General features: G+C 73.0%; 10 protein-coding genes. 3 read left to right on the top strand and 7 right to left on the bottom strand.

Going from position 1 to position 12,790, the window contains the following annotated elements; translation table 11 throughout:
• The first annotated feature begins 2 nt into the window (after nucleotides 1-2).
• Entirely contained in the window at nucleotides 3-905 is a 903-nt protein-coding gene (locus IG84_RS0135190) for a transketolase family protein (protein ID WP_031066841.1), read from the top strand.
• 92 nt (nucleotides 906-997) lie between these two features.
• Here IG84_RS0135190 and IG84_RS0135185 read toward each other — a convergent pair whose 3' ends face one another.
• Entirely contained in the window at nucleotides 998-1,927 is a 930-nt protein-coding gene (locus IG84_RS0135185) for an alpha/beta fold hydrolase (RefSeq protein ID WP_031066840.1), read from the bottom strand.
• Between the two features lie 177 nt (nucleotides 1,928-2,104).
• Here IG84_RS0135185 and IG84_RS0135180 point away from each other — a divergent pair, with 177 nt between their 5' ends.
• Nucleotides 2,105-5,287 (top strand): amidohydrolase family protein, encoded by a 3,183-nt coding sequence (locus tag IG84_RS0135180; protein ID WP_031066837.1) that lies wholly within the window; start codon nucleotides 2,105-2,107, stop codon nucleotides 5,285-5,287.
• Between the two features lie 462 nt (nucleotides 5,288-5,749).
• On the top strand, nucleotides 5,750-6,997 hold the full coding sequence (locus IG84_RS0135175; protein ID WP_051862814.1) for an acyl-CoA dehydrogenase family protein: 1,248 nt from the start codon (nucleotides 5,750-5,752) through the stop codon (nucleotides 6,995-6,997).
• Nucleotides 6,998-7,099: 102 nt separating this feature from the next.
• Here the strand turns inward: IG84_RS0135175 and IG84_RS0135170 are convergent, their stop codons facing one another.
• The 6 genes from IG84_RS0135170 to IG84_RS0135145 all read right to left on the bottom strand — a co-directional run bounded on the left by IG84_RS0135170 (nucleotide 7,100) and on the right by IG84_RS0135145 (nucleotide 12,575).
• On the bottom strand, nucleotides 7,100-7,708 hold the full coding sequence (locus IG84_RS0135170; protein WP_031066832.1) for a GAF domain-containing protein: 609 nt from the start codon (nucleotides 7,706-7,708) through the stop codon (nucleotides 7,100-7,102).
• Nucleotides 7,705-8,340 (bottom strand): GTP-binding protein, encoded by a 636-nt coding sequence (locus IG84_RS0135165; RefSeq protein ID WP_078649820.1) that lies wholly within the window; start codon nucleotides 8,338-8,340, stop codon nucleotides 7,705-7,707. Before IG84_RS0135165 ends, IG84_RS0135170 begins: the two co-directional genes overlap by 4 nt.
• A complete protein-coding gene (locus IG84_RS0135160; RefSeq protein ID WP_031066826.1) occupies nucleotides 8,318-8,719 on the bottom strand; it encodes a DUF742 domain-containing protein in 402 nt (133 codons plus the stop codon). The genes IG84_RS0135165 and IG84_RS0135160 overlap by 23 nt, the downstream gene beginning before the upstream one ends.
• Nucleotides 8,720-8,721: 2 nt before the next feature.
• Nucleotides 8,722-9,168, bottom strand: coding sequence for a roadblock/LC7 domain-containing protein (locus IG84_RS0135155; RefSeq protein ID WP_031066905.1), 447 nt, complete (start codon nucleotides 9,166-9,168; stop codon nucleotides 8,722-8,724).
• Nucleotides 9,158-11,119, bottom strand: a complete 1,962-nt coding sequence (locus tag IG84_RS0135150) for a sensor histidine kinase (RefSeq protein WP_211266559.1) — start codon at nucleotides 11,117-11,119, stop codon at nucleotides 9,158-9,160. Before IG84_RS0135150 ends, IG84_RS0135155 begins: the two co-directional genes overlap by 11 nt.
• 286 nt (nucleotides 11,120-11,405) lie before the next feature.
• Complete coding sequence (locus IG84_RS0135145; protein ID WP_078649818.1) at nucleotides 11,406-12,575, bottom strand: MBL fold metallo-hydrolase; 1,170 nt, start codon at nucleotides 12,573-12,575, stop codon at nucleotides 11,406-11,408.
• Between the last annotated feature and the right edge of the window lie 215 nt (nucleotides 12,576-12,790).

The following is a 12,790-nucleotide window of genomic DNA, read 5'->3' as shown; positions in this document are numbered from 1 at the left end:
CCATGGACACCATGCGGGAACGCTTCGCCACGGTCGCCTCGCGGCTGCTGGACGACGATCCGCGGCTGGCCGTCGTGCTCGCCGAGATCGGCGTGGACGGCTTCCGGGCGGCGATGGACCGGCACCCGGACCGCGTCCTGAACGTCGGTATCCGGGAGCAGTTGCTCGTCGGCGTGGGCGGCGGGCTGGCGCTGACCGGGATGCGCCCGATCTTGCACACCTTCGCCAGCTTCCTGGTCGAGCGGCCCTTCGAGCAGGTGAAGCTGGACTTCGGGCATCAGGGGGTGGGCGGCGTGCTGGTCAGTGCCGGTGGGTCGTACGACTGGCCTGCGGGAGGCTTCACCCATATGGCGCCGGGGGATGTGGCACTGATGGACACGCTGGACGGGTGGACCGTGCATGTGCCAGGGCATCCGGACGAGGCGGAGGCGCTGTTGCGGCACGCCGCGGCGGCCGGCGACGACAAGGTGTACGTACGGCTGTCCCTGCAGACCAACGAGGCGGCGCGGGCGGTGGACGGCCGGCGGTTCCTGACGGTGCGTGAGGGGCGGGCGGGGACCGTCGTCGCGGTCGGGCCGATGCTCGACGGTGTGCTGGCGGCGACCGAGGGGCTGGACGTCACGGTGCTGTACGCCACGACCGTACGGCCCTTCGACGGCGCGGCGCTGCGGGCCGCGGCCGGGGCGGCGGACGCCGCCGACGTCGTACTGGTCGAGCCGTACCTGACGGGTACGTCGGCGGCGGCCGCGGGCGAGGCACTGCAGGACACCCCGCACCGCGTGCTGGGCCTCGGCGTACGGCGCGAGGAGCTGCGGCGCTACGGGGACATGGCGGCACATCTGGCTGCGCAGGGGCTGGACGCGGCGTCGCTGCGGGGGCGGATCGCGGGGTTCTTCGGGGGGTGATCGGGCCGGCACGCGTGTTCTTGGGCAGGGCCCCTCCCTCTCCCCATTCAGTGACGAGGCCCCTCCCCCACCGCCGCCACACACTCGTCAAGCTAGCGGCCGCCACTGACAATGTGCTTGTCCAGCCACCCCACCAAATCCCGCTGCACCTCCTCCCGGTTCGTCTCATTCAGGATCTCGTGGCGGGCGTTCGGGTACGCCTTCCAGGTCAGGTCCTCGGTGCCCAAGTAGCGGAAGTCCTCCAGGAGTTCGTAGACCAGTGTCATCCGCTGGTTGCAGGGGTCCTGGTCGCCGACCGCGAGGTGGACGGGCAGATCGCGGGGCGTGCGGGCCAGGTTGGCCGGGTCGTTGACCTTGCGGGCGGCGCGTACCCAGTCCAGCGCGAGCCCGGCGCAGAAGGGGAAGCCGCAGTCCTCGTCGGCCACGTAGGCGTCGACCTCGGCCTCGTCCCGGGAGAGCCATTCGAAGCCGGTGCGGTGCGGATAAGGATCGTTGAACGAGCCGAAGAGGCGCGGTATGAAGTCGGAGAGCGCGGTGCGGCCGCGCTCCGCCGCCTCGGCCTCCAATGCGCCGATCGAGCCCTCGATCTCGGCGCCGGGCAGCGTACGGAAGGTGCCCGAGAGGATCAGTCCGGCCAGTCCGTCGGCGTACTCCTGGGCGTAGTCGCGGGCGAGCATCGAGCCCATGCTGTGGCCGAGCAGCACGAAGGGCACGCCGGGGTGCAGTCCGCGCGCCGTGTCGCCGATGGCCTTGAGGTCGTCGACGATGCGGCGCCAGGCGTCCTCGCCGACGACGCCGCGGCCGCCGGTGGACGCGGCGGTGGCGCCGTGCCCGCGGTGGTCGGAGGCGAGCACGCCGTATCCGTGTGCGGTCAGGAAGCGGGCGAAGCGGTCGTAGCGGCGGGCGTGTTCGGCGGCGCCGTGCGCGATCTGTACGAGGGCGTGCGGGCGACCCGACTCGGGGAGCCAGGTGTAGGTGGCCACTCGGGTGCCGTCGGGCGCCTCGTGGAAGTCCTGCTGCATGGCGTCGTCTCCTGACTGCTGACGCGGGTGGGCGGACCAGGACACCTTCTCCTCCGGTGGCCGGGCGCGCCAAGGGGCGGTGTGCGCGGTGTTGACCTGTCCGGTCCGGTGCGTGGAAAGATCAGCGGGTTCCTGACCGGTTGTGCACCACACGTATCCCCTGTCGTAGGAGGACCGTTGGACACCACGGACAGCTCCCCGGGCGCCACCGCCGCCCCCTCCCCCTTCTCCCGCCGCCGCTTCCTGCAGGGCACCGCGACGGCCGCGGCTGCCGTGGGTCTGGTGGGCGTGCCGGTGCCGGCCGCCGCCCGGGCCGCCGACACCCTCTCCTTCACCGCCGCCACCAATGGCGCGGCCACCCTCGCCCCCGATGGCGGGCGGCTGATCGCGGAGATCCAGAACGTGCTGTGGTCCGTGCCGCGCGCGGGCGGTACGGCGACGGCGCTCACCCCGCCCCTCCTGGAGCCGACCCGCCCGGTCTTCTCCCCCGACGGCTCGCGGCTGGCGGTCTGCGCGTACCAGGGCGGCGGCTTCCATATCTGGACGCTGGCCCCGGACGGCTCGGCGCTGCGCCAGGTCACCGACGGTCCGTGGGACGACCGGGGGCCCGCCTGGTCGCCGGACGGCACGCGGATCGCGTTCGCCTCGGAGCGCGGCGGCGATCCGGTGGCGGGCAGCCCGTACCGGATCTGGGTGCTGGAGCTCGCGAGCGGGAAGCTGACGCGGGTCACGGGGGTGCCGGACCAGGACGGTCCGCATCAGGGCGGCGCGTGGGAGGACTTCGACCCGGTGTGGGCGCCGGACGGTGCGCGCATCTGGTTCGTGCGGGGCCGGATGGCGGGAGCCTTACTGGAGTCCCGTACGGTCGCGTCCGTGCCGGCGGACGGCCGCGGGCCGGTGGTCACCGAGCACACCGAGACGGCGAAGGCGCAGGTCATGGTGCCCGCACTGTCACCCGCCGGACGGCTCGCCTACGTGCGTACCACCGCGGCCCCGGGACCCACGTGCACGCTCGTCGTGGACGGCGCCGCGGTGCCGGTCGAGGGCGATGTGATGCCCGTACCGCCGCGCTGGGTCTCGCGCGAGGAGCTGCTGGTGACCGTGAGCGGGCGATTCACGCTCGTACGGCCGGAGCGGCCGGACGCCGCCGAGGCCATCCCGTTCACCGCGGCGATGCCGGTGGAGCGGCCGCGGTACCGGGTCAAGGACTACGGCTTCGAGCGGGACGGCGCGCGCCCGGTGCGCGGCGTGCACCTGCCCGCGCTCTCCCCCGACGGCCGCCACTTCGCCTTCGCCGCGCTCAACGGGCTGTGGGTGGCGCCCACTTCGGGTGGCGCGCCGCGCCGCATCGTGAAGAGCGGCCCGACGCGTTATCTCCTGGCGCCGTCCTGGACCCGGGACGGCCGGGCGCTGGTGTACGCGGACGACCGGGACGGGCTGTACGCGGTGCGCCGCTGTGATGTGGCGACGGGCGAGGAGAGCGTGCTCGCGGAGGGCGGCCGGGTGCATCCGGCGCTCTCCCCCGACGGGCGGCGGCTAGCAGCGCTGGACATGTCGGGCAATCTCGTGGTGCGGGACCTCGACGCCGGTACGGAGCGGAAGCTGGCGGCGCCGCTCGGTGCGGGCGGGCTGCCGGGGCGGCCCAGTTGGTCGCCGGACTGCCGGTACCTCGCGCTGTGCGACCGCAACCGGCTCAACCAGCGCTTCCGCGAGGGCTACAACCTCATCCGGGTGCTGGACACGACGACGGGCGCGAGCCGGCTGCACGCGGCCGGGGAGCATGTGTCGCTCTCCGACCGGTACGACTCGGGGCCTGTGTGGTCGCCGGACGGGCGGTGGCTGGCGCTGGTCGCCGAGTCCGCGCTGTGGCTGCTGCCGGTGCGGCCCGACGGCACTCCGGACGGCGCGCCACGGCAGCTCACGGAGGAGCCGGCGGACCATCCGTCCTGGTCGGGCGATTCCCGTACGCTGCTCTACCTTTCGGCCGGGCGGCTGCGGGTCATCGACGCGGCCGGCGGTGCGCCGCGTACGGTACCGCTGCGGCTGGACCACCGGCGCGCGCCGACGGCGGACACGGTCGTCCATGCGGGCCGGTTCTGGGACGGCGTGGGCGAAGGCGTACGGGACGACGTGGACGTGGTGATCCGGGACGGGCGGATCGCGGCCGTCGCGCCGCACCGCGCCGGGCGCCGCGCGGCGAGCCGGGTGGACGCTTCCGAGCGCACGGTGATCCCCGGCCTGTGGGATTCGCATACACATCCGTGGCAGTTGACGTACGGCGGGCGGCAGACGGCGCTGCAGCTCGCGTACGGGATCACCACGGCGGTGTCGTTCGGCGGCTTCTCGTATGAGCAGGCGCGGCTGCGGGAGGCGGTCGCCGCCGGGGTGCTCGCCGGGCCGCGGCTGCTGAGCTGCGGGGAGCTGCTGGACGGGGCGCGGGTGGCGTACAGCATGGGGCGCGCCCACCGGACGCGCGCGGGGCTGCGCCGGTCGCTGGCCCGGGGCGCGGCGCTGGACTGGGACTTCGTGAAGACGTATGTCCGGGCGCCGGGCTGGATCATGCAGGAGGCGGCGGAGTTCGCGCACGAGCGGCTGGGGGTGCGGTCCGGCAGCCATCTGCTGACGCCGGGCGTGCAGTTGGGCCAGGATCTGACGACCCATCTGCAGGCGACGCAGCGGCTGGAGTTCGGGCACGCGACGTCGGCGGCGGCCCGTACGTACAGCGATGTCGCCGAGGTTTACACCGGGACAAATTTCCATCTGGTCGCCACTCCCTTCACGGCGGGGGCGCTGCTCGGTGTCGATCCGGGGCTCGCGGAGGACCCGCGGGTGACGACGCTGATGCCGCCGTGGGACGTGGCGCTGGTCGAGGAGGACGCGGCGCACCGGCCGACCGAGACGGAGCTGGCGGACGTCGCCCGGGAGACGGCGTTCTACCGGCGGGTTCTGGCGCAGGGCGGGCTGGTCGCGCTGGGCACGGACGCGCCACTGATGCCGATCGGGCTCTCGCTGCACCTGGCGCTGCGCGCGCTGCACGGCTCCGGGCTGACCGTCGCGCAGACGCTCCGCACGGCGACGGCGCTGCCGGCCCGGGTGTTCGGCGCCGAGCGGGACCTGGGGACGCTGGAGGAAGGCAAGCTCGCCGACCTGGCTCTCGTGGACGGCGATCCGTTCCACGACTTCGACACGCTGGTCCGTACGACGGGAGTGCTGCGCGGCGGGCGGCTGTACGAACAGGCGGACCTGGTGGGCGCGTTCGCGGCGGATCGGCCGCGCGCGGCGCGGGCGGCCGGGGCTGAGGACTGGCGGGCGGTGGGGCGGCAGCTCCGGCGGGACTCCTGCTGCGGGCCCGACCACTGACCGTACGCAGGACCATCGGGCGTACGTGGGGGGAGGCGTCGGGTGGCGCGGACGGCGTGCACGGGTGTACGGCACCGGCAGACCGTCGCCCGCCGCCACCTGACGCGCTCTCGATCCCCCTGGGCGAGTGGCGTACGTGCGTGCGCTACGCCTTCAGGGGGTGACGAGACCACGATGAAATTCAGTCACACGTACCCATTCGGCGAGCAACTCTGATCACTCCTGCCTCAGTTCTGCATTTCCGCATGTGGCACCCCCACAGGGTGGTGAAGGATCAATGCGCACTCCAATGTCTTCGCATAAATGCGGCGAGTAGAGGTTTTATGCGTCCTGCACCAGGTATGCCAACGGGTATTGCACTCCGGGTAACCGCAGAACAACTGTCCGGATTCGATCGAGGAATGGCACGTACCTGATGACACAGAGCAACTAGCGCAGACGCATCGCGGAGGAGGGCTCGTCTTGCATCGCTACTTCACCGACCAGCGGCATGAGGCACTCCGGAACAGGGTGCGCGACTTCGCCGAGCGCGAAGTACGCCCCCGCATAGCCGATATGGAGGCAAGTCGTTCCGTTTGCCATGCCCTGTCGCGCCGGATCGCCCGCCAGGGGTGGATCGGCGCGACCGTTGAGCGCGGTTACGGCGGCATGGGGGCCGGCCACCTGGCCAAGACAGTGATCATTGAGGAGCTGTCCCGGGTCAGCGCCGCCATGGGCGCGATGGTGCAGGCATCCCAGCTCGGCGTCGCGAAGATCATCCACTTCGGCAGCGAGGAGCAGAAGAAGACCTGGCTGCCCGCCATCGCCGCGGGCGAGTGCCTGCCGACCATCGCGGTCACCGAGCCGCACTCCGGCGGTCATGTGCTCGGCATGAACAGCAGCGCAATCCGCGACGGCGACGACTACATCCTCAACGGCCGCAAAATATACGTCGGCAACAGCCACGTCGGTGACCTGCACGGCGTCGTCGTGCGCACCGGCGAGGGATCGCACGGCCTCTCCGCCTTCCTCGTGGAGCACGACCGCCCCGGCTTCCGGGTCGGCCCGCAGGCGGCCACGATGGGTCTGCACGGCTTCAGCTTCGGCGAGCTCTTCTTCGACAACTGCCGGGTCCCGGCGGCGAATCTCCTCGGCCGGGAGGGCGACGGGCTGGCCGTCGCCTACTCCTCCAGCGTGCTGTACGGCCGGCCGAACCTCACCGCCGTCTCCCTCGGCATCCACCAGGCGGTCCTGGAGGAGACCGCACGGTTCTGCGCGGAGCGGCACCGCTACGGCAAGCCGCTGCACGCACTGACCAACATCAAGCTCAAGCTGGGCCGGATCCAGTCCCGGCTGCTGACCGCGCGGCTCGCGGCGTACCACGCGGTGCATCTGCTGGACCGGGGCGAGAGCTGCGACGCGGAGCTGATGAACGCCAAGCTCGTCAACGTCGAGTCGGCGATCGAGTCGGCGCGCGACGCGATGGACATCCACGCCGCGTGCGGGCTCTTCACCGACCGCCCGGTGGAGCGCTATCTGCGGGACGCGCACCACATCTTCGCGCCGGCCGGCACCTCCGACGTCCAGCTGCTGCGGCTGGGCGAGCTGGCCCTGGGCACGGCGCACGGCGAATGGTCCGGCCGGCTCGCGGACCGGGTCCGCACGGAGGACCGGACGGAGGAGTACGACCACCACCACGCGTACGCGGGAGCGGGCCTGCTCACGGGGTGACCTCACAAGGCTTACTGCGGGAGAGCACGCACAACGGGCCGGTGGGGCCTCGCTGTCACAGCGAGGCCCCACCGGCCCGTCGGTCCAGGAGCACGGGCGGGCTCACAGCCCTTCCGTCCGCTCCTGCTCCATCAGGTGGATCTGGTCGACCAGCCGGGACGCCATCGACTTGATGGTGGCCAGGCCCTCACGGCCCCACGGGCGCGGTTCGAGGTCCACGACGCACACGGTGCCCAGCGCCATGCCCGTACGGTCGATCAGCGGCGCGCCGAGGTAGGAGCGGATGCCGATCTCGTCGACGACCGGGTTGCCGGCGAACCGCGGGTAGTCACAGACGTCCTCCAGGACCAGGGCCTTGCGGCGGACGATGACGTGCGGGCAGTAGCCGTGGTCGCGGGCCATCACCCGGCCCGGCTGCGCGCTGGCCGGCGCGGGCCCCAGCTCGACCGGCGCCTGCTCCTCGGCGGGGGTGTAGAGCCCGGCGAAGTACTGCCGGTGCTCGTCGATGAAGTTGACCATGGCGTACGGGGCCTGGGTGGTCCGGGCGAGGTTCCGGGCGAAGTCGTCGAAGGCGGGCAGCGGCGCCTCGCCGATGCCGAGGGTGCGCAGCCGGGCGACCCGCGCCGGCGCCTCGTCGTCCTGGGGCGTCAGCAGCAGGTGCCGGGTGGGGTCATAGGTGGGGGCGGGCAGGCGGGACGCGGGCCGGTTCATGGCAGCTCCGTAGCGAAGGCAGGGGTCAGAAGGTGCTGGACGAGGGAGACCAGGACGTTGGTCGCGGAACTGCAGTGCCGGGCGTCGCACAGCACGACCGGGGTGCTGGGTGAGAGGTCTATGGCGGCACGCACCTCGTCCGGTTCGTAGTGGAAGGAGCCGTCGAACTGGTTGACCGCGACGATGAATTCAATGCCGCGGCGCTCGAAGAAGTCGACGGCGGAGAAGCAGTCCTCCAGGCGCCGGGTGTCGGCGAGGACCACGGCGCCGAGCGCGCCGGCCGACAGCTCGTCCCACATGAACCAGAAGCGCTGCTGGCCCGGCGTGCCGAAGAGGTACAGCACGTGGTCGGTGCTGACGGTGATCCGCCCGAAGTCCATCGCGACGGTGGTGGTGGTCTTCTGCTCGACCCCGTCCAGGCAGTCGGTGCCGATGCTGACCTGGGTGAGGAGTTCTTCCGTGCACAGCGGTTCGATCTCGCTGACGGCGCCGACGAAGGTCGTCTTGCCGACCCCGAAGCCGCCCGCGACAAGGATCTTCAGGGCGGAGGGAAAGGGGTCGCCATTGGGTGTGGTGTCCGGAGCATACGGTTCAAAAGTACTGGGCGCTTCAAAGGCGCTGTCGGAGTCCATGCAGCACCGCCTCCAGGAGTGCTCGGTCGGTACGGGGCGACGCGCCGTGCGGAGTCTGCGCGGGGGCCCGGGCGGTGAGGGCTCCGCAGTCCACGAGGTCGGCGAGGAGCACCTTGGTGACCACCGCCGGCAGCCGTATGTGGGCGGCGACCTCGGCCACCGAGACCGGGCCGCCGCACAGACCGAGGACCTGCATGTAGTCCGGGCCCTGGCACGTCACCGGCGGCTTGCCGGTGGCGATCACCATCGTCAGCAGGTCGAAGTGCGCGGTCGGGCGGGTCCGTCCGTTGCTGACCGTGTACGGACGGACCAGGCGGCCGGCCTCGTCGTCGAGCCAGAGCGGCTCCGACCCCTGCCGTCTCCGGCGACGTACCGCCATGTTCAGCGCCCGCCCGCCTGCACGTGATGCCGCGCGGGCGTGGCGAGGTAGGGCCGTACGCTCTTGACCAGCATGCCCATCTCGTAGCCGAGGACGGCGACGTCGGCCTCGCGGGAGGCGAGTACGGCGAGGTTGGCGCCGGAGCCGGCGGTGGAGACGAAGAGCAGGGTGGACTCCAGCTCGACGACGACCTGGAGGACGTCGTCGCCGTCGCCGAAGCGGACGCCGGCGCTGCGGGCCAGGCTGTACAGGCCGGAGGCGAGCGCCGCCATGTGGTCGGCGCTGTCGGGCTCGAAGCCGTGTGCGGCCTTGACCAGCCCGTCGGAGGAGAGCAGCAGGGCGCTGCGGGCGTGCGGTACGCGCTGGACGAGTCCGGTCAGCAGCCAGGACAGGTCCGTCGTCGGCCGGGCGCCATGTCGCTGGGACTGTACGTGAACGTCACTCACCATGGTTTTGGTCGTCTCCTCGGGAGCGGCCCGGGGAAGGGCCGGTGCCGGTGTTGTCGTACGGGGCGCCGCCTTCGTAGGCGGCACTGTCGTAGGCGCTGTTGCTGTCGTAGGCGGTGCCCCGGTCCACTGCCGCGTCGTAGGCGTCGTCGGCGCGGGTGATGCCGCGCCGGAAGGCGGCCATCAGGTCCGGGTCGTGCTCGGGCTCGGGGCGCCCCGCGGTGCGGGTGCCGCCGGGCGGGGTGGGATCGGCACGCAGTTCGGGGACGAGGTGCTCCTGCTTGCGGCGGCGCGGCAGCCGGGGCCGGTCGCCGGTGGTCACGGGCGGGGCCGGGGGCAGGACGACGGGGCCGGGGCCGGCCTCGGGCCCGGGGGCCGCGGCGGCGGTGGGAGCGTCCGCCGCCGCGGTCCGGCCGCTGCCGGGGGCGCGCGCATCGGCGTGAGCGGCGTCCCGGCGCGGTTCGGTGGGCCCCGCTGCGGCGCCTTCCGGGGCGCCCGTCGCGGTGTGGGCGCCCGTCGCGGTGCGCGCGCCGATCGTGGCGGGGCGGGCTGCCGGTGCGGGCGGGGCGGCGGGCGGTGCCGGGCGGTCCGGCCGCGGCGGGGCTGCTGCGGGCGGCAGCAGGCCGGCGTCGGCGTCGGTGTGGCCGTTGGCGGTCCGTACGACGCGGCGGCGCGGGGGCTCGGCGGGCGGCGCGGCGGCGACGGCGGGCCGGGCGGCACTGTCGGCCACGTCGTCCTCCTCCCCGGCCTGCTCGTCGCCCAACAGGCCCTGCGGCAGGATGAGTACGGCCTGTACGCCGCCGTAGATGTTGCTCTGCAGGCGGACGACGACGCCGTGCCGGCGGGCCAGCGAGGAGACCACGAACAGGCCGATGCGGCCGTCGTTGAGCAGCTCGGCGACGTCGACGTGGTCGGGGTCGGCGAGCAGCGCGTTCATTCGGTCCTGCTCCTCGATGTCCATGCCCAGTCCCCGGTCCTCCACCTCGACGGCGAGGCCGGCGGTGACCAGTTGGGCGCGGAGCAGGATGTGGGTGTGCGGGGCCGAGTAGACGGTGGCGTTCTCGACGAGTTCGGCGAGGAGGTGGATGACGTCGGCGACGGCGTGGCCGCGGAGCGTGCCCTCGATGGGCGGTACGAGCTTGACGCGCGGGTACTGCTCGACCTCCGCGATGGAGGAGCGCATGACCTCGGTCATGGTGACCGGGCGGGACCACTGGCGGCGGGAGATGGCACCGCCGAGGACGGCGAGGTTCTCGGCGTGCCGGCGGATGCGGGTCGCGAGGTGGTCCACGTGGAAGAGACCTTTGAGCAGGTCGGGGTCCTCCACCCGGTTCTCCAGCTCGTCCAGCAGCTCGATCTCGCGGTGGACCAGGGACTGCAGGCGCCGGGCGAGGTTCACGAAGACCTCGACCTTCTGCTCGCTGCCGCTGGCGTTGCCGCGGGCGATGGCGACCGCGTCGATGACCGCGGTCTCCGCGGCGCGGCCGGCGGCGGCGACGTCGTGGACGAGGAGGTCGAGGGTGTCGCCGGCCGGCCGGGACAGCGGCTCGGGGGCGCGCTGCTGGAGCCATTCGCCCTGGCGTACGCGGTGCACGAGGGCGTACAGGTCGGACTGGCTGCGGGCGCACACCTCCCGCAGCCGGGCGTAGCGCTGGATGGTGGCGCGGGCCTCGGAGGTGGCGGCGGCGCAGGCGACCGCGGTGATGCCGCACACGAGGGCGAAGCCGCAGCCGAGGACGGTCCAGGCGGCCCCGCTGAGCGGCTGGTCGCCGGACCGGGCGATGAAGGCGGTCACGGCCGAGCAGGTCGCGGCGACGAGCAGGCAGGGCACGGCCGCGAGGCGGACGAGGCGGACGCGTATGACGGAGTCGGCGGCCGTCTCGCGGAGCGGTGCACGGCCGTGCCGGGCGCCTTCGCGGTCCCGCCGCCGCCCGGGCAGCGGTGCGGGAACCATTCCCCTCGTCCCCCCGGTCCCATGGGATTCGGGGGAGTCATGGGACACATCGGTCCCCGTCCCCTGGGGAAATGCAGCAGGCATCGGCGCCCTCCGGATCGGCCGTCGGCGGTTCGCGGAGCACGCACGCTAGTTGTTGCGGAGGGGCCGATCAGACGGACTTCGAGGTTTCGCTACCCCGCGCCACCTCCGTGAGTTACCGTCCCTCGCACGACAGTACGAAGTGGTACGAACTGCCGTTCGCTGCCCGGGTGTTCATTCCTTCCGGCTCCGCTTCCGCCGCAGCTCACTCCCCGGCGGCCGGCGCGCTGCCCGCCCCGCTCGCCATCGCCGCGGGCCCCTTCGGCGGCCAGGCCGGCCAGCCGTGCACCGGCGGCACGGCGGCGGCCCGCCACCACGGCTCCACGGTCAGCTCATCGGCGGGCTCGAACGGCTTGCCCGGAATCGGCGCCGCGAGCTTCGCGCCGGCCGCCATGGCCGCCGCTGCCGTGCGCTCCGCCGGCTCCGCCCACGGGTGCGGCGCGAGATTGAAGGTGCCCCAGTGGATCGGCAGCAGGACGCCCGCGGGGCGGCCGCCGCCGAGGTCGAGGTGAGCACGCAGGCCCTCTTCGGGCGTCATGTGGATGTCGGGCCAGAACTCCTCGCTGTACGCGCCGATCTGGATCATGGTGAGGTCGAACGGGCCGTGCGTCTTCCCGATCTCCGCGAAGCCGCCGAAGTAGCCGGTGTCACCGCTGTGGTACACGCGGTGCTCGGGCCCCGCGATCACCCAGGACGCCCACAGCGTGTGCTGCGGGCCGCGCAGCCCGCGCCCGCAGAAGTGCTGGGCCGGGGTGGCGGTCAGCGTCAGCTCGCCCACGCGCGTCGATTCGTGCCAGTCCAGTTCGGTGATCTGCTCGGCCGGTACGCCCCAGTACTCCAGGTCGGCGCCGATGCCGAGCGGCACGACGAAGGCGGTGCCGGTGGCGATCAGGCCCTGGATGGTGGGCATGTCGAGGTGGTCGTAGTGGTCGTGCGAGATGACGACGGCGTCGACCGGCGCCAGCTCCGTCAGCGGCAGCGGCACCGGGTGCAGCCGCCGCGGCCCGACCCAGGTGAACGGCGAGCAGCGCTCACCCCAGACCGGGTCGAACAGCACCCGCTGCCCGTCGATCTCCGCCAGCACGCTCGAATGGCCCATCCAGGTGATGCGCAGCCCCGAGGCGGGCGGCCGGGCCCAGTCGGCCGCGGTGGGGTGGTGCACGGGGATCTCGCCCACGGGTGCCCTGCGCAGCCGGCCGTCCCTGTTGAGCTGCGTACGGACCATGGGCAGCGTGGAGCCGTGGAGCAGCTGCCGGGTGGCGACCGGGTTGCGGAACTGCCCGTCCACGAACTGCGGGGAGCGGCGGATCCTGGCCAGGCGCTCTCCTGTGGGCACGGCGCCGAATGCGGCGGTGCGCCACGAGCCAGTACTCATGCGCCAAGAGCGGGGAGCGGTCACGACACCTCCAGGTTCGGGACGGTCGGCGGTCTGCGGGCCCGGCGGCCGGCCGGCTGCCGGCCCCTGGGGACCGGGCGGTCGGCCACGACCGCGGTGTCGCACCGCCCGGACACAACACCATCACCCTCAACGGGCAACCGCGCGACCGGCCCGGGCATTCCGCGTACCGCCGGACGGGGGACGGCTACCCA

The organism is Streptomyces ochraceiscleroticus (genome assembly GCF_000720485.1).
Lineage (GTDB): Bacteria > Actinomycetota > Actinomycetes > Streptomycetales > Streptomycetaceae > Streptomyces > Streptomyces ochraceiscleroticus.
Note: the sequence above shows the minus strand (reverse complement) of the source record. Positions and strands in the feature narration are given on the sequence as shown.